Consider the following 17,320-nt stretch of genomic DNA (forward strand, 5'->3'; position numbering starts at 1 on the left):
GTCAGGGCGGGGGTATCTGCACAGACAGCGCACCCGCTATCAGCTTCTTCTGCTCTTTGGAGGTATAGGTGCTTGTTAGTCAGCGTGGTGTCCGGGCTGTGGTCAGATAGCAATACCGGTTCAGAGTCGGACACTGCTGCGATCAGTACACGATAGGCAAGGCACTCAGCAGGGCTCTGCTGGGGTACCACGTTGCACAGCTCCCCCGCTCCGACTGGCAGAAAATCAGCCTAAGTGGGTTGTCACCCTTGAGTGCAGCTTGCGGACCGGGCTGATGTGAACGGCTGACGAATTCGAACCAGCCCTGGGAGCCGATTCAAAACTCTCTGCATCACGAGAAGGCAGGAATCATATCGGTGATTCGATCAATGTCTCATCGCTGGCGGGCGCCCTGATAAAGCGGCCTCCGTCTGCGCGAGGGCCCCTGAGGAGAACCCCCACCTCCGACGCGCATAAAAGGCTCCCTGGGTTCTGTTGCTCAATTCACAGGATCTGCGGATCTGGCTGATCTTGGTCGCCAGGCAAACTATGCCGATACAGGTCTTGGCAGTCGATTCGGCTGCTACGAGGTATGCAGCAAAAGAGTCGCCCCGAGCTGGCTGGATAAGCGAGGTGATATCAGGGTGTTTGTCAAATACCTCTATTCTGCACGTCATGAAGGAGGCTGGTGAAGGCGATGGAGTCTCCCAGGTGTTACCAACGGTGTCTCGGGGAGAGGCAGTCGCCGGTGAAAGCCTGCAGGTGCCCGTGCGGGTTGTCGTAGACCAGGGGTATGCAACTCGGCGTGTGCCCCATAAGGTGGCGTGCGATCAGCTCGACGTGCCCGCGCGGTGGTAGTGTCCCGGTCGTCGACGTGAACGTTGATGGGGGCAGTGACCCACTCAGCACTGTCGCCCTCTCTTGTTGCTGAGCGCGTATTCATCGCATTCACAATTTTTCGCAGCGCCCCAACTGATCCTCGTGCCGGCGCGCACTCAGGACGGAATCCAGACCGCCACCAATCGTCCGCAGGCTGTGCCCGGTTCGGTAGCCGCATCGATAAGCAGTTCTCGCCGGTGGCCTGGCAACGCGCAGGCAGGTGTTGTTGTTCCAGAGGACCTACCGCGACCCGCAATGCCCAGGTTGCCAAGGTGACGACCGCTGCCGAGCCGCCAACCGTGGCTAGTCCGCCACCATAGCAGGCCTTATGCAGGGCATGGAGTGACCTCGCCCATCTTATCCCAGCCGTTCCCTCCCGGGATTTCGGTGTAGACGATCTGCGGAGTCATGGCGACCGCGTACGATATGTCCTCCATGGCTTTCTTGAAGTACGTGGATTCCACGTGTTCCCGGCCCGCCTCTCTGTCACGGAACGCCTCCACCAGGAAGAACTGGTGGGGGTTGTCGAGGCTGTGGGACCACTCGAAGAAGAGGTTGCCGGGCTCCCGACGGGTAGCTTGGGTGAAGCTGTCGACGAGGTCCAGCCAATCGTCGGCACGCTCGGGAAGGATAGTGAACTTGACAGTAATGAATATCACAGCAATGCCTTCTTTTCAGAGAAAAGGGGTTCAAAGGGAGAGAGCGGGAGCTCTGTTTTATGCAGCCCGGTAGGCTCCGTAACAGATTCGGCAGGTGATGCGCCGGGCCGGGACGGGCGAGGAGGCCCGTCCCATGCCTACTGTGTAGCGCACATCACGCCCGGTGGTGATGCTGTGCTGCTGACACAAAGCCGCGCCGCACCCGGTGCAGATCGCAGTCGCCACCGTGTCGTGACCGCTCGAGGCGCAGTCGAAGCACCCCATCAGTCTGTGAGTGGGGCACTCTGCCGCAGGAGCTTCAGGAACTCGCGGAAGAGTTGCGGGTTTTCGGACCAGTCGCGGGCACCGACGAGATTGCCGTCGACGACAGGAGCCGCGTCGACGAATGTGCCGCCGCCAAGCTCTACCTCGGGGGCAACCTGCGGGAACGTGGTTGTTGTTCGCCCCTTGAGAACGCCGAGCGGCGCGAGGGCGATCGCAGCGTGGCAGGTGTGGGCCACGGGCTTGTTAGCAGTGAAGAATGCCATGACGACGCGTCGAAAGTCAGCATTGTGGCGCAGGTGTTCGGGCGCACGGCCTCCGGGCACGAACAATCCAGCGTAGTCCTCGGGATTGACGTCCGCGAAGGCTATGTCAGCGGGCCAGGACTTTCCGGGGAACTCGGTGTATGTGTCCTCGTAGGTGCCGTCGAAGTCATGTGAAACGAGCTTGAGCTTCTTCGCCTTAGGGGCGGCGATGGTGACCTGATATCCCTCTTCAGTCAGGCGCTGCATTCCATAGAACAGCTCCAAGTCCTCGGTGGCGTCACCGGCGACTATGAGGATCTTCGAGGCTGGCATGAGAGGTACTCCTTACGTTGCAGGGCTGCCGGGCAGCGGGAAGGGAGGCGCGGTAGGACGGTGGGGCGGGACGATGCCGGGGATGAGCACGCGTCTGAGAGGGATGCGCGTCTGCTCTCGGTCAGGGCGTGGGGACACCACAGGAGACGGCGGCTTGGCGCCGACCGGTCTGGCCGCTGGTCTTCTTGGTGTACTCGGCCTCGTAGTTGACCATCGCGTCTATCAAGGGCGCCCACTCACAGGTGGGGTCGTAGCGCAGGCCAAGCCACTGGTCCACCAGGGCCAAGGCGTGGTGCAGGCTCACACTCATCTGCCCCATGGCCATCACTTGGGCGTTGTTGAGGAGTACCGAACCCTCCACCTGGTAAGCGTCGTTGACGGTCACGGCACGGATGCCCGGGACCAGACCCGCGCTGATGGCCATGCCGAGGCCTGTACCGCAGATCAGCAGGGCTCGGTCGGCCTCTCCGTCGGCGACGATCTCAGCGGCGTCCACGGCAATGTGCGGGTAGCCGGTATCGGTGTCCTTGGTGGTGCCGACGTCCTGCACGCACTCTACGCGCTGGTCATTGCTGAGGAACTCCTTGATGGCCTCCTTGTATTCAAAACCACGGAAATCGCTTCCGATGACAATGCGCAACTGGCCACTCATGACATTCCCTTCAGGGGCCAGGGAACTTCTAGATAGTCCCACTGGATTCCCGATCCAATTTCAACGATGTGTCCACTGTGTGGGCACATCCATCCGAAAACAAGCCCCCAGGTAGGCCTGCTGCTCCCCTCGGTTTGTAAGTGCCAGTCTCTGGCATCCATGGGTGCAGCGTTCCTGGGTCTCTTGGTACCACCCGCAGCGCACGGCATGATGGGGGCATGGATCGTCGATCGGAATTGCGTGAGTTCCTGCGTTCACGACGGGCCCGGGTGCGGCCTCAGGACATAGGCATGAAGGGCTATGGCGTCCGCCGCCGGGTGCCAGGACTGCGCCGCGAGGAACTGGCGCAGCTCGCCGGTGTGAGCGTGGACTACTACATACGTCTGGAGCAGGGACGCGGCGGCAAGGTATCCATCGAGGTCCTCGACGCCATCGCCCTGGCACTGCAACTGGATGACACTGAGCGGCAGCACTTGCACTCCCTGGTGCACCACGGCAGCGGCACCACCAAGACGAAGGAGGGGTACGCCACACAGCAACAGCACGTCAGGCCCGGCCTGCGATGCATCCTCGACACTCTAGAAAATGCACCTGCTTATGTGGTCGGCCGACGCCTGCAAATCCTCGCCTGGAATGACCTGGCCCGCATACTCATCGCCGATTTCCCCAGCCTGCCGCTTGAGCGCCGCAACCTGGCACGCCTGACGTTCCTCGACGAGACGGCACGGCAGCGGTACGTCAACTGGCAGAAGAAAGCCGATGACACGGTGGCGTTCCTTAGGGTCGACGCGGGCCGCCATCCACACGACGATGAAGTGGTGAAGCTGATCGCCGAACTCTCCGAAAAGAGTGAGGACTTCCGCCGGATGTGGGCAGACCATACCGTCCGAGACGAGACGCACGGCCACAAGCCCTTGTACCACCCAGCCGTCGGCAAACTCGACCTGTCCTTTGAGACCTTCCGTATCCCCGACGACCCGGACCAGGCACTGACCGTCTACACTGCCGTACCCGGCTCACCAGCCGCGAGCAGCTTGCGCGAACTGGCTGCAACCGCACAAGCCGGGGAGTGGGGGTAGGGCCCTACGACACCGACGCCCACACACCGGCACGGTGTCGTAGAACACGCCACCCTCGGGGCCGTGGACCACCCGCCATCGCTAACCTCGCGCTTTCACTTGGGGTGAGTGCGGTCACCGTGTTGTGAACGCGAAAGTGCCTCCTGACCAGGGACGATGAGACTTGTTGAGGGTCTCTGCTGTCTCGGTTGGAAGGCACTTTCTGCGTGAAGGCTATCGGTTCGCGTCCCAAGGTCCATGTCACGGCGGACGGTTCGGGGGTGGTCGGGCATGCCGGGGCACGCCTGCTCGTGGATCTCGCCGATGCGACGGGACTGACGGCGGCGTACTCGAGCGTGCTGGGTTCGCTGCGGCCACGCGGGACCGGCCACGATCCCGGCCGGGTCGCCGTGGACCTTGCGGTGATGATCGCCGACGGCGGCGAGACGATCACCGATCTCGCGGTACTGCGGGACCAGGGCGAGGTGTTCGGACCGGTGGCGTCCACAGCCACCGCCTGGCGGCTGCTCGCCCAAATCGACGACAAGGTGCTCACCCGGGTGCGGACAGCTCGCGCCCAGGCCCGGGAGATAGCCTGGCTGCAGGCCGCCGAGAGCGGCGAAGGCATTCCCACAGTACGAGCCGGCGGACGCGAGGTGCCCGGTCTCGTGCTGGACCTCGATGCCACCCTGGTGACCTGCCATTCCGAGAAGCAGGACACCGCGCCGGCATACAAGGGCGGCTTCGGCTACCACCCGCTGCTGTGCTTCCCGGCCAGCACCCGCGGTGCCCTGGCCGGACGACTGCGTCCCGGAAACGCCGGGGCGAACACCGCGAGCGATCACATCACCGTGCTCGACGATGCCCTCGCTCAGCTCCCCGACGCCCACCGGCACGGCACCGACATCCTGATCCGCACCGACAGCGCCGGATGCTCCAAGCTGTTCCTCGCGCACATCCGTGACCTGCGCGAGCGCGGGATACGTACGTTCTTTTCGGTTGGCCATGCCGTCACCGAGCCCATCCGCAGGGCGATTCGCGCTGTTCCCGACCGGTTGTGGCATCCGGCCCTCGACCAGGACGGCAGCCTGCGCGAGGGCGCCGAGGCCGCCGAGCTGACCGGCATGGTCAGCCTGGTGGGCTATCCGGCCGGAACCCGGATCATCGTGCGCCGTGAACGCCCGCACCCCGGCGCCCAGCTCTCCTTGCTCGACACCGTCGAGTAGGACTTTGTTAGGTGGGTTGGCGTAGTTCGGGGTTGGTTGTTGGCTGGGGGTATGACTCCGGAGGAGCTTGCCGGGTGCCGGGACCGGTTGGAGGAGTTCGCGGCGGAGGTGTTCGCTCCGCTGGTGCGGTCGGACCAGCGGGCCAAGGGCGGGTTGTATCTGCGGGGCCTGCTGCTGGACGGGCGGCGCAAGTCGATGCAGCCGATGGCCCGCCGCCTCGGTGTTGATCACCAGCGGTTGCAGCAGTTCGTCACGTCGTCGACCTGGCTGGCCGCTGTGGTTCAGCGGCGGCTGGCCAGGCGGGCGGTGGCCGCGGTCTGTCCGGAAGTGTGGGTGGTGGATGACACCGCCTTCCCCAAGGATGGTGATCACTCGCCGGCGGTGGCAGTGCAGTACTGCGGCACGCTGGGCAAGAAGGCCAACTGCCAGGTCGCGGTGAGCGTGCACGCGGCCACCGATGCCGCTTCCTGCCCGCTGGCCTGGCGGCTGTTCGTGCCTGCGTGCTGGGACGGGCCAGCGGCCGCCGAGCGGCGCCGGCGCTGCCGGATCCCGCCCATGGTGCGTCACCGGCCCAAGTGGCAGCTGGCGCTGGACATGCTGGATGACCTGGCCGGGACCGGACTGCGGCCGCCAGTGGTGACCGCGGATGCCGCCTACGGCAGCAACGCCGCCTTCCGCACCGGGCTGGAGGAACGGCACCTGGCCTACGTGCTCCAGGTCAAAGGCGAGCTGACGGCCTATGCGGCGGACGCCCAGCCGGTGACACCGCCCTATGGCGGGCGGAGACCACGCCCGCTGTCCCGCTACCGCACCCGTCCGCTCAGCCTGCGCGGCCATGTGCTGACCGCCGGCCGCCGCCAGGCCGTCACCATCACCTGGCGCCACGGCTCCAAAGACCGTATGCGGTCCCGGTTCGTACTCCTTCGCGTCCGCCCGGCCGGGCGCCGCCCCCGGCCCGCCGCCGACGGCACCCTCTCCCTGCGCTGGCTGATCGCCCAGTGGCCCCCGGACGCCGACGAGCCGGTCAGGTACTGGCTGTCCAACCTGCCCGCCGACCTCCCGCCCAGTGTCCTGGTCCGGCTGGCCAAGACACGCTGGCGCATCGAGCACGACTACCGCGAACTGAAGACCGCCCTAGGTCTGGACCACTTCGAAGGCCGCAGCTGGAACGGCTGGCACCGCCACGTCACCCTCGTGACCGCCGCCCACCTCTTCCTGACCGAACAGCGCACCGACCCAAAAGCCCCTGCCAGGGCCTGACCCTCTACCAGGCCCTCGACCTCCTCCAGCACCTCCTCGCGACCTGGAACGGCCGCTGCCCCACCTGCAACCAACCCGCCCCCTGGCAGCCCTACGACACCACCTAACAAAGTCCTACGAGGGCCTGCGCCACCAGGTCTTCCTCACCGACACCCCCGTCGCGGGGAGTGGACCGGCCCAGTTCCCGGAAGTACGCCACCGCGGACATGCCACCGTGGAGGATCGCATCCGCTGCGGGAAGGACACCGGCCTCGGCCGTTTTCCCTCCCGCCAGTTCAACATCAACACCGCCTGGCTCGAACTGTCCCTGGCCGCCGGCGACCTGATCGCCTGGACACAGCTCCTGCTGCTGGACGGCGAACTGGCCACCGCCGAGCCGAAGCGACTCCGCTACCAGTTCCTCCACCTCGCCGCCCGCCCCACCCGCAGCTGCCGCCGTCTCCGCCTGCGGATCTCCGCGACCTGGTCCTGGCGAAATGAACTGGCCGACGCCTTCCATCGGCTCGCCGCCCTGCCCCGACCCGCCGGCTGAACGGTGCACCCCTGACCGCCCACGACCTCAAGGATCTCGAAGACCCGGCCACCGCGCCGGAACTCAGCCATGCCCCACGGCCCGAACTCATCGGGGCCACCCACAAATTAACGATCAGCAGCACCCCACCACCCCAAGTGAAAGAGCCAGGCTAGCCCTGCGTGATGCGGCGCCCCGGCATGCGGCCATCCTGCGCCGACAGGTCGGCAACCCCCACCTCACCGAGCCGGAGGCCACACAGATTCGCGAGATCCTCACCGTCACTGGAGTCCGCAAACACGTCGAGCACATGATCAGCCAACGGCGCGAGCAAGTCCTGCGACTGCTCACCACGTCGCACACCCTCCGCCCTGACGCCCAGCAGGCCCTGCGCAAGCTGGCCGACATCACGACCAGACGGACCTCATGAGCACCCCCGTCGGCTCCACCCACAGGCAGATGCTGCTGGCCACGCCGCACCCACCTGCGCCGACGTCGTCCACGCCATCACCGCCGTCGAGAAGGCCCTGGGAGACCTACGGCCCACCCATCTACATGCGCCACGTTCCCGAACCTTCTGTCCCCACCGAGCGATGACATCTGCAGTCGTATCGCTGACACACCCTTCCGCGCGACATTGCCTGACCTTGAGAGCTCCGTCACCCGGCAACAGAGGCGGTCTGGACATCGGCGTCCGGTCCTCCCCCCTCCCCGACACATGTGAGGGCGCCCCACGTCACGAATCGCACAGCAGTTTCGGCCGCAGGCCAGGCTTGGGATGCCGAGTTGGCAGAGACCAGTTCATCACCGCGCGTACCCGGTCGGCCTGCACCTCATACGGGTCCGCCTCTGCTTCCAACTCGAGGGCTCGCGCCCGGGTAGCGCGGACCTCGTGGAGGTGCTGTTCGAGAAGGTGGTGCGCAGTCTTCCACCGAGCGGTCTCGGAGGCTTCCCAGGCTGCTTCTTTGGCCGCTTCCCAACTGCCGTGGTTGTGGCGGCAGCGCATCTCGGCCGCGAAGACGCGTTCGGCCTCTCTACCCGCAGTGTCCCCGGTGGCTAGGCAGTGGAGCGCCTTTTCACGCACGGCATGTAGCTGGGATTGGATAGCCAACCGCTCGGCCAGGTCCAGGGCCTCGGATTCGTTTGTGCCCGCATGGCGCAGGTCCCGTAGCACTTGCTCAACCGCTTGTTGTAGGTCCCCTCTAGTCTGCTCGGCGAACTGCTGAGCCTGTTCCTTGGACGAACGGCCCCAGGTCGCCACCGCAATGTCGACGGCCTCGTCCTTGAACGCCAGGAGCTGACGTCCATCACGGCATCTCCCACAGAGTCCTGCCGACTGAGGATGCCCGCAGTCGACACAAGGCTGAGCTTTCGAGACGGTGAAGCGGCCCTGAAGCTTGGCATCGTGTTCGGCTGCGGCGGCCGCTGTGGTTTCCCGCATGCGGATGGTCCGCGCGTGCCGGGCGGCGGTTGCTTTAGCCTCACGCAGCCACAGCGCACGCAATTCGCTGTCCCTGACGGCCTTGGGCACATCCCCGTCGCCGTGGACAGGTACCGATGCCAGCTGTGCGGCGCGCGCGCGCAGGGTACGCCTGTCGAGGATGTGCAGATTACAGGCCTGGCAGTCGGCCCGGGAGTCCATCCGGCGTCCGTCATCGCAGCGGGACTCCAGGCACACCGACCGGCGAGGCAGGGCACGGCTCATCAACCACCCCACAGGGTCGGTGATCTGGATATGCCCCTGCTCGGCGAGGCGGCGCTTGAGCCGCTCCCGCAGCACTCCTTCGGCATCCGCGTCCGGGCCGCATACGCTGAGGACCTCGCAGAGATGGCGTCGGACAGCCTTGATGAGCATCCTTCGAGCACCCACGCGGTCGACACGGCCCCAGACCATGGCTACCGGCTCCAGCACATTCTCCAGGCCAGTAGGAAGCGGCGCCCACACCCGCGGCGGGCCTCCAGTGACAGAACGCCAGGAGTCCAACGCTTTCGCCGCAGTGGCCAGCCCCGTCTCCACTCCCCCGTCAGATGCCTCGCGGTTTTCCCCGCGCAGCGGGCCTCCAGTGTCGGGAGCTGCCAGTACTGGGGAAGCGGCTGAACCCAACTGATTCTCGCGAGCGCTCGTGCGTCCCCGCAATGACGAGCAACCCCCAACGGCAAAGCCGGAAAAACTTCCCATGGAGCGCGCAAGAATCGCAGAGGGAGTAACCCCAGGTGCGTGGTCCGTGTGGAGATGCGCACTGGTTTCTGCCAACGAACTATCCGCAAAAATGGCTTTGACCTGCTGTGATGCATCAGAGTCAGGGCCCAGTAGCGGGGTTTGATCTCCACATGCACTACCGGTCTGTTCCACCTCAGCCGTCACATCCTCAAACGAAAGCTGCGCCCACCCCTCCCCCTCGAGCGCCATCTCGTCGCCCGTGTCCTGGAAGCCAGTAGCATCTGCGCACCGAGTGCATGACGATGCCCGCGAAGGTGCTGTGCCCTCCCCTGTGGGGGGCTCCTGTGGCACTGACGTCTCGTCAACTCGCCGACGTGCACGATCGAAGGCCTCCCGCACTGTGGGGATCACCAGGCGCTGCTCGCCGTGGACCCCAGGCCGGTCCCATGCCAGCACGCCAGAATCCAGTAGTCGCTGTAGCACCGCAGCACCAACCTCGGGCGGACGGCGCAGCAGCCGCGCCACGGTGACCTCGGCACGGCTGTATCCGGCGGGCAGGCGACCGGGAGCCATGCGGACCCGCCCATCCTGACGGCCCTCGAGAACGAGCAGCAGCATCGCCAGCCGGTCCGATGCCGAGCCCTTTGCCGGCCGATGGACAGCCATGAAGCCCGCAGGCGTCGCCTCCTTGTCCTTGGGGTTCCAGCCGGGGCAGAACACTGCCTCACAGAGACTGAGCATGGTGGCCAGTTCCCGGCGCATCAGCACAGACAACGGCGTCACAGCTGCGGAGGCGCGGGCCTCACGCAAGGGCAGCAGCTCCAACCGCAAACGCTCGACCCGACCCGTCGGACCTCGCTTGACCTCGCAGGTGAGAGCCTCATTGCCTCGCACGCGGGGAACGACGGTGTGCGCGACGTGGGAGAGCCCGTAGCCGAGCCACCCGCCGAGGTCCCGCTGCGACATCATCACGACCGCGGACGAGACCGGAGCCTTGGCCAACAGCACTACACAGACCAAGCGGACGAGATCACAGGCTTCTGCCAGGCGTGAGTCATCCAGAAGGGAGCGCACGGCAGACCGAAGAGCTGTACGCATGCTGCGAGTGAGCAGCAGTGCCTCGTCTGAGGCACGAACAGTGGACGGGAGGCTGGCTGTACCTGTGCGGGAATGGAAACGGGAAGGGCCATGAGGTGCGGCGCGGGGTGAAGTTGTGGCTGGCGTGCTCGTCTGACCTGAATCAGGCATAAGTGAACCAGCCCTCTGACGGGTAGCTATGATCTGCTCCTGTCGAGGAGGTGAAAGGGAAACCCTCATCGCCGACTGGCTCTGCCTGTAGGAGGTAGGGAAGTCAGCCGTGCGACGGTATTTAGCTAGGTGTTAGAGGGTTCACCTCTTTCTGGACAACGTGGGTGGTCTGGGACTGGGGGTCCCAGGCGCTCCGCATGCGATGGAGTTTGCGTCGCCGACCACACGGAGAGCGCGAGCATCCCCCGTCAGCAGCGGTCGGCGAGGGCTCATGAGACAAGCCCAGGAGCTGTGATGAGCTCCCGGGCTGCCGAGGGGTGGGCGTGCCAGCCTGTTCGGAGAGCACGGTATGTGCGGGGCGGGCTCACCAGGCTTGGATCAAACGATGCGGGGAACCCTGTGTGAGTTCCATCACGTGTTGGTGATGACAGCATGGGCTACCAGTTCCGGTGCGTCGTGATGGGCAAAACACATCGAGCCGGGACCCCTGGGCGTAGAGACGTCTCGGCTGGATGGCTGGTAACCTCAAGGTGGCGAGAGAGGCTACTTGGCCTTTTCGAGACGGCACCCACTCTGTTTGCGGCAGGTATGTGGGTGCCGTTCTGTTTTCTATGCGGCTATGTGCCCCTCCTCTTCGAACGGCGACGAGAGGCGTGCCTGAAGGTCGGCATGCCAGGCCCCGACTGGCAGGACATCAACTGCGCACTGCTGCTCCAGAGCCTGCTCGCTGAGATGGAGCAACTCATAGTCCTGTTGGATCAGGTAAGCGGACTCAGGAAAGGCCACCAAGCGAGTTCGGGGGTGCACCTCGACGTCCGTGCTGGGGTCATCGGCTGCGATGAGTAGCTCCATCACGACGCGAACGGCGTCCCAGTCACGCTGGAAGGCAGTATTGGTTCTTTCGCCCTGCTGGGTATCCCGGTTTGTCGAGCGTGTCGCCCCGAGTGCCGCGGCCACTCGGGCAACGACGACATCGTTCGGACGAAGCTGATTCGCGTCGGGTAGCAGGCCAATACGAGCCAAGTTCTTGAGTGTGCCTGCGCTGACGCCAGACCACTCGGACACGGTTCGCTGGGACATGGTCCCGTTTCGGCGCACGGGCGAGCGTCGTGGTGACACCTGAACCTCCCTCGGTGTGCAGAGAATCGTTCCGATATGAGCGCAGCACGAGCGTACTCAACCCACACCGCGAATCATACGACCCTCGTGCACCTTCGCTGCAAAACGCCCCTTGCTCCGCGTGTCGACTCTCTGGACGGGCGCGCCGAGTTCAAACCTGACGAGAAGGCATTGATGCAGGTAGGCGAGGTGGAGCACAAGTGTTGCTGGCCTAGGTGCGGTGATTGCCTCGGAGTCGGCTCGGCCAGGAAACCAGCTCGCGATGACGAAGGTTTGAGCAGGGTGCACGAGGGTCGCGCAGCGCCAACGGCAACAGTGGGGCGTTGGCTTCGTGAAGCGCGGCAAGATGCCGCGAAGCGTCAAGCCGCGAGCCGCGCCCTGAGGAGAAGCGCCGCAGCCCGCAGTCTTACTGCAGCGTGGACGTGGACAGAGGGGGCGCGGAAGGCTGCCGTGTCCTCGTGTTCTCTCGCGTGTCCCGACGTGTAGCCCGCATTGCGCAATTGTGAACACAGGATGGGGGAAGGTCATTTGAAGTCGGTGGATCTTTTGTGGAGTTGACCGCTGAACGCAAGATCGGTCCCCTCGGCCTAGCGTGTGAAATGACAACCAGCACACGCTCGTTCGTGGGCCGATGCGTTTCCACCGTACTGTCGGGCTGAGTCCGCATCAGCTGCCGTTGCTCATCGGTCGGGTGGAACGAGGACTCCCGGGCGGGGACGGGTTGACAGGCCGTCAATGCCCTCGCGCTGTGGGGATCTTTCGAGTGGCCAGTTCCATCGTGGGGTCGGTGAGCTACCCCGGCGGTGTGGACACTCTGATAATCGGATCTTGTGGTCCGAGGAAGGGTGTCCTAGTGGGACGTAGGTCTCCGTATCCGGTGGAGTTCAGGAAGGATGCGGTGGCGTTGTACCGCGTGGAGGGCGGGGAGCGCACGTATGCGGCGGTCGCGGCCGATGTCGGGGTGACCGGCGAGACATTACGCAGTTGGGTGCGCCAGGCCGGCGAACTGGCCGGCCGCGGCACGCGTGGTGAACAGCCCGTCGAGAGCCGGGACGAGGAACTGGCCCGGCTGCGGGCGGAGAACGGCCGACTGCGCGTGGCCGAGAAGGAATGGGGACTCGAGCGGGAGATCCTGCGCCGGGCGGCCCAGTATTTCGCGCGGGAGATGAGGGCGTGACCCGCCGCTGGGACTTCATCTCCCGTGAGCGCGCCGCCTTCGGCGTGAAGCGGTTGTGCCGGGTCCCAAGGTCTCGCGGTCCGGCTTCTACCGGCACCTGGCCTCGGCGGAGTCCAGGGCGGCCAGACGGCGGGGCGAGGAGGAACTCGTCGGAGAGATACGCAAGATACACGCCAGCCACAGGGGCGTCTACGGAGTGCGGCGCGTCCATGCCGAGCTGCGGGGCTTCGGGCACACAGTCAACCGCAAGCGCGTCGAACGGCTCATGCGGCGTGAGGGGATCGAAGGCCGGCACCTGCGGCGGCGCAAGCGCACCACGGTCCCCGACCGCCTCGCGCCACCCGCCCCCGATCTTGTCCAGCGAGACTTCACCGCCGGGCTGTTGGATGAGAAGTGGTGCGGGGACATTACATACGTGCAGGTCGGCGGCGCGTGGCTGTATCTCGCCTGCGTCCTGGACATCTGCTCGCGCCGCGTACTGGGCTGGTCGATGGCCTCGCACATACGCGCCGAACTGGTCATCGACGCGCTGAAGATGGCCGTGACGGCCCGGGGCGGCCGCGTGACCGGAGTGATCTTTCACGCGGACAGGGGATCCCAGTACACCTCCGCCGCGTTCGCCCAGGTCAGCGACCAGCTCGGGATCCGCAGGAGCATGGGTCGGGCCGGCTCGAGCTATGACTGTGAGGATGATCAGGTGCCGCTTCGGGCGGTGGCCTGACCCGAGTTACGACTGGCGTTGTTACCTTGGCGTTGATCTGTCGGCCACTGCCGGGAGCGGCATTCGCTGCCGCCGGGCAGGGGACGTGTCCCGATAGGGGCCTTCGCGACAGGCACGTCACAGTCTTGACCGCCCCGGCCCGGCGACGGCCACCCGTATCCGAGGCGATCAGGAGACAGGCAACCTTGCCCAGCATCACGCAGCCCACGGCCCGATGTCACATACCGGCCCATTCCACCGAGGAAGTCCTGCTCGGCGTCGACACCCACAAGGATGTTCACGCCGTGGCCGTCATCACCACACTCGGCGCCACCCTGGACGGCCGCAGCTTCCCGGCGACCGCCGAGGGCTATCGCCAACTCATCTCCTGGGCCCGTGCGTTCGGCGTTCTGCGACGTGCTGGGGTAGAGTGCACCGGCTCCTACGGGGCCGCCCTGACACGGCATCTGCGGGCCGAAGGCATCAAGGTGACCGAGGTCAACCAGCCGACGTCACGGCAAGACCGACGCCGTCGACGCCGAAGCCGCTGCCCGAGCCATGCTGTCCGGCCGGGCCACGGCGAAGGCGAGCGACGGCCCGGTGGAGATGCTGCGGCTGGTCAAGCTCGCCAAAGGCTCGGCGGTCACGGCCCGCACCCAGGCCATCAACCAGCTCGAGAGCGTCCTGGTCCGCGCCGATGCCGAACTCCGGGAATTCCTGGCCGGGCTGAGCAACCCCAAGCTGTTCCAGCAGTGCGCCACCGGCCCGGAATCTGCCGTCTCCGGGCCGGCAGGGGCCGCGCGGCATACCCCTGAGACTGCTGGCCCGCCGTATCCAGAGCCTGACCGAGGAGATCAACGACCTCACCCAGCGGATAGCAGAAACGATCACCGCGAGTACCCCTGCTCTGCTCGACGTGAACGGTGTCGGCCCGGACAGCGCGGCGGCCCCGCTCATCTCCGCCGGTGACAACCCAGAACGCCTCGACAGCGAGGTGTCCTTCGCGGCCCTGTGCGGCACCAGCCCGGTCGAGGCCTCCTCTGGAAAGACCCAGCGCCGCAGGCTCAACCGCGGCGGCGACCGCCAGGCCAACGCCGCCCTGTTCCGGATCGTCCTCTGCCGTCTGCGCTGGGAGGAGCGTTCCCGGGAGTACATGCGGCGACGCCTCGCCGGGGCAAGACGCGCAAAGAGATCATCCGCTTTCTCAAGCGGTACGTCGCACGAGAGATCTATCGAATCATCGTTCTCAAGAGCATCGTGCCAGACCGCACGTGACCGGCCCGAGACGCTACTTGACATCCATAGGGGCATCAACGCCCTCGCCGAGAGCTTCTGGCAGGGACTCAAGAGGGAGACGATGCGCCGGGCGAGGCTGGAGATCTTCCAGCGGCTCACGTACTACAACGCCCGCAGGTGCCACTGTCCGTCCTCTCTGTGTGTGGAGGGTTTCGTTAAGTGGCCTGGGGCTGTTGTTCTGTGGTGTGGTGTCGGTTCTCGTGGTCGATGGGTGACGGCTGGTCGCAGGCTGAGTGTCTGCGGCGGGGGTTGTGCCAGTCGGTGGTGCAGGTCGCGGTCTTGATTGGGGCCTCGGCCCGTGTCGTGAAACGGCGCGGGTGGATGGACTCGGTCTTCAGGGTCGAGTTGGTCGCCTCGGCGGCCGCGTTGTCCAGGGCGGAGCCGGCACGTCCCGTGGGTTGCACCACGCCCAGGCGGTCACATGCCTCGCCGGAGATCCTGGGCGTACTCGCTGCCCCGGTCCGTGTGCGTGATGACGCGGTGCGCGTTGCCGCCGCGGGTGGCGGCGGCCATGTGCAGGGCGCCGACGGCGGGTCCGGTGTCGTGGCGGGTGTCCGTCGCGTGGCGGAGCAGGCGGCGGGAGTGTGTAGGTCGATGACGGTGGCGAGGCAGAGCTTTGCCTCGTCGGTGGAGATCTCGGTCATGTCGCCGCACCAGGCGGCGTCCGGGGCCGGCGCGGTGAACTTGCGCCGGGCCAGGTCCGGGGCGACGGGCCGTTTGCCCTGCCGGGTCAGTGACCGCCGTCGCTTCCTGGCCCGGCCGGCCAGGCCGAGCTCGGCCATGACCTTCGCGACCGTGTTCTTCGACATCCGCCAGCCCTTCGCCTGCGGCTCGATGCGGACACGCGGGGAGCCGCAGGTGCCTCCCGGGGCGTCGAAGACTCCGCGGATCGCCAGGGCGAGATCGGCGCGGGTGGTCGGGGCTCGTCCCAGCCACTTGCGGAACCAGGACTGCGAGACCTCAAGGGCCCGGCACGAGACGGCGTGCGGCACGTTGTGGTCGGCCCTCCGGGAGGCGATGAAGTCCGCAACCGTCACTTCGTCGCCTCCTTGACCCACAGGAGCACCGATCGCTTGAGCACGTCACGCTCCATGCGCAGCTCGTGGTTCTCCCCGCGCAACCGCTGCAGCTCAGCGCGTTCACTCGGGGCCAGGCCGGCCCGGGACGTCTCCTCCTTCCGGGAGATCCACGTGGCCAGCGTGCCCTCGCTGACCCCGAGGCCCCCCGCAACCCGGGCGATCGGCTTCCCGGCCTCACGGACGATCCGGACGGCCCCGGCCCAGAACTCCGCCTCGAACCTCTTGCACATCTCTGCCATCAAACTTCCTCATAGCGGACATCTCCAACACTACGAGGAGAGAGACAGCGAGCCGTACGTGCCACCCGGCGCGTCGAAGACCTGCCGGATCGCGGCGGCCGGCTTCCCGCGCCGCACCCCGCGGAGAACTCAAGAACGAGCGCGTGTTTGCTGGCACTTCACACGATACGCCGAGGGGACCGATCGAACTTGGGGCTCACCGCCACCGCAACGAAGTGAGCAACGGTTTTGAGATTGCTTCGGGGTGGGACCTCAGAGGAGATCCCACCCCAGCAAGCACAGCGTGTATGCGTCAGCCTTTTTGCGGACCTTCGAACTGGTCCAAGTAGGCCTTGATGATGACGTTGATCATGTGACCGTGCAGACCTGTGGTGTTCGCTAGGAGAAGCTCATCCACCATGTGGTCGAGCCAGGCGTAGTTTCCAAGACTGATGCTGTAGTGGTTCGGAGAGGCGAGGACGTCCTTTTCTCCAAGATGGCTGTCCCGAAACTCGTCGGCCGCCCTGATCAGATCCGAAACCGAGACGCCCTGAGCAAGAGTGATGGCTGCGTCGACGTACTGACTGCTCTTGAGGTCCGTCAAGCCCAGCATGCGCTTGTCAGAGACGAGTTGGTGGTTCAGACGCTGAACCACCTCTTGATGCAGTCTGATGTTCCGTTTCCTCGTAGGCTTGACGCCTCTACGAGTCGACTTTGCGATGCGGTAGCTCTTTGCTAGCTCCTCGTATACCAGGGGAAGCCCGTCGATCTTGTTAGCGAGTGCCTCCGGAAGGGCCTTCTGCATGCCTGACTCGGAGTAGCCGGAGGTGCTGAGGAGAGGAGCAGAAGCGACTGCCCGAACCGCCAACGAGGACCCATCAGACTGAGAGGCCTCGTGCCTGAGGTCAGATTCCGGTTGCTGGAGACGGTGTACTGGCCCCAGACCCAGTGTCGCGGCAGACCGGTCCACTCCCGAAGTCGATTGCACCGTAGGAGGTTCCGGCGAAGCCGACTGAACACTTACATCTTGCGTGGGGAGTACATCTTCCAGCGCAGGATCAGTGATGTGAGATGCATGTTCCGCAGCAGGTGACGGCGCCGGAGCATGGTGATCCTCCGAGCTGGGAGACGGCACACGCAGGGCGTTGACCTCTGGCGGCGTAGAAGGCTCCTTGGCAGCCTCTGGCGACGGCGAATTTGAGATGGCCATCGCCGAGGCCTCTGGAGAAACTACCAGGGACTCCTCCCCGGGAGCTTGG

General features: G+C 65.5%; 11 protein-coding genes and 5 pseudogenes. 7 read left to right on the forward strand and 9 right to left on the reverse strand.

Features of this window, described 5'->3' with window-relative positions; genetic code table 11:
- Positions 1-1,184 precede the first annotated feature (1,184 nt).
- From C9F11_RS45510 to C9F11_RS45525, 3 genes are all read right to left on the reverse strand, one after another.
- Positions 1,185-1,517, reverse strand: coding sequence for a putative quinol monooxygenase (locus C9F11_RS45510; RefSeq protein ID WP_138968369.1), 333 nt, complete (start codon positions 1,515-1,517; stop codon positions 1,185-1,187).
- A 263-nt stretch (positions 1,518-1,780) separates the two neighbouring features.
- Positions 1,781-2,356: a DJ-1/PfpI family protein gene (locus C9F11_RS45520; RefSeq protein WP_138968373.1), complete on the reverse strand. Its 576-nt coding sequence runs from the start codon at positions 2,354-2,356 to the stop codon at positions 1,781-1,783.
- A gap of 121 nt (positions 2,357-2,477) precedes the next feature.
- Positions 2,478-3,008 (reverse strand): RpiB/LacA/LacB family sugar-phosphate isomerase, encoded by a 531-nt coding sequence (locus C9F11_RS45525; protein WP_138968375.1) that lies wholly within the window; start codon positions 3,006-3,008, stop codon positions 2,478-2,480.
- 218 nt (positions 3,009-3,226) lie between these two features.
- Between C9F11_RS45525 and C9F11_RS45530 the strand changes: the two genes are divergently transcribed.
- The 4 genes and pseudogenes from C9F11_RS45530 to C9F11_RS45545 form a co-directional block, all read left to right on the forward strand.
- Positions 3,227-4,087 carry a helix-turn-helix transcriptional regulator gene (locus C9F11_RS45530; RefSeq protein ID WP_138968378.1) on the forward strand — a complete coding sequence of 287 codons (861 nt, stop codon included), beginning with the start codon at positions 3,227-3,229 and terminating at the stop codon, positions 4,085-4,087.
- A 188-nt stretch (positions 4,088-4,275) separates the two neighbouring features.
- A pseudogene (locus C9F11_RS45535) lies at positions 4,276-5,289 on the forward strand (transposase); the annotation flags it as partial.
- Positions 5,290-5,343: 54 nt separating this feature from the next.
- Complete coding sequence (locus C9F11_RS45540) at positions 5,344-6,552, forward strand: IS701 family transposase (RefSeq protein WP_138968380.1); 1,209 nt, start codon at positions 5,344-5,346, stop codon at positions 6,550-6,552.
- Between the two features lie 112 nt (positions 6,553-6,664).
- Positions 6,665-7,084: pseudogene (locus tag C9F11_RS45545) on the forward strand (transposase); the annotation flags it as partial.
- 715 nt (positions 7,085-7,799) lie between these two features.
- Here C9F11_RS45545 and C9F11_RS45550 read toward each other — a convergent pair.
- The gene (locus C9F11_RS45550; protein ID WP_138968382.1) at positions 7,800-10,232 is read right to left on the reverse strand and encodes a hypothetical protein; all 2,433 of its coding nucleotides are present in this window, start codon (positions 10,230-10,232) and stop codon (positions 7,800-7,802) included.
- 849 nt (positions 10,233-11,081) lie between these two features.
- A complete protein-coding gene (locus C9F11_RS45555; protein WP_138968384.1) occupies positions 11,082-11,495 on the reverse strand; it encodes a hypothetical protein in 414 nt (137 codons plus the stop codon).
- 949 nt (positions 11,496-12,444) lie between these two features.
- On the opposite strand from C9F11_RS45555, the pseudogene C9F11_RS49430 reads away from it, so the two are divergent.
- Together C9F11_RS49430 and C9F11_RS50040 are read left to right on the forward strand one after the other, a co-directional pair.
- Positions 12,445-13,450 (forward strand): annotated as a pseudogene (locus tag C9F11_RS49430) (IS3 family transposase); the annotation flags it as partial.
- Between the two features lie 323 nt (positions 13,451-13,773).
- Positions 13,774-13,953: pseudogene (locus C9F11_RS50040) on the forward strand (IS110 family transposase); the annotation flags it as partial.
- Positions 13,954-13,966: 13 nt separating this feature from the next.
- On the opposite strand, the gene C9F11_RS50045 reads toward C9F11_RS50040, so the two are convergent.
- Positions 13,967-14,275, reverse strand: coding sequence for a hypothetical protein (locus C9F11_RS50045; protein ID WP_346347498.1), 309 nt, complete (start codon positions 14,273-14,275; stop codon positions 13,967-13,969).
- A 109-nt stretch (positions 14,276-14,384) separates the two neighbouring features.
- On the opposite strand from C9F11_RS50045, the pseudogene C9F11_RS50050 reads away from it, so the two are divergent.
- Positions 14,385-14,564: pseudogene (locus C9F11_RS50050) on the forward strand (transposase); the annotation flags it as partial.
- Between the two features lie 355 nt (positions 14,565-14,919).
- Here the strand turns inward: C9F11_RS50050 and C9F11_RS45575 are convergent.
- The 3 genes from C9F11_RS45575 to C9F11_RS45585 all read right to left on the reverse strand — a co-directional run bounded on the left by C9F11_RS45575 (position 14,920) and on the right by C9F11_RS45585 (position 16,866).
- On the reverse strand, positions 14,920-15,801 hold the full coding sequence (locus C9F11_RS45575) for an IS3 family transposase (protein WP_138968390.1): 882 nt from the start codon (positions 15,799-15,801) through the stop codon (positions 14,920-14,922).
- Positions 15,798-16,082 carry a transposase gene (locus C9F11_RS45580; RefSeq protein ID WP_249402368.1) on the reverse strand — a complete coding sequence of 95 codons (285 nt, stop codon included), beginning with the start codon at positions 16,080-16,082 and terminating at the stop codon, positions 15,798-15,800. The genes C9F11_RS45575 and C9F11_RS45580 overlap by 4 nt, the downstream gene beginning before the upstream one ends.
- Positions 16,083-16,374: 292 nt before the next feature.
- On the reverse strand, positions 16,375-16,866 hold the full coding sequence (locus C9F11_RS45585) for a hypothetical protein (RefSeq protein ID WP_138968392.1): 492 nt from the start codon (positions 16,864-16,866) through the stop codon (positions 16,375-16,377).
- Between the last annotated feature and the right edge of the window lie 454 nt (positions 16,867-17,320).

The organism is Streptomyces sp. YIM 121038 (genome assembly GCF_006088715.1).
In the GTDB taxonomy this organism is placed as follows: Bacteria; Actinomycetota; Actinomycetes; order Streptomycetales; family Streptomycetaceae; genus Streptomyces.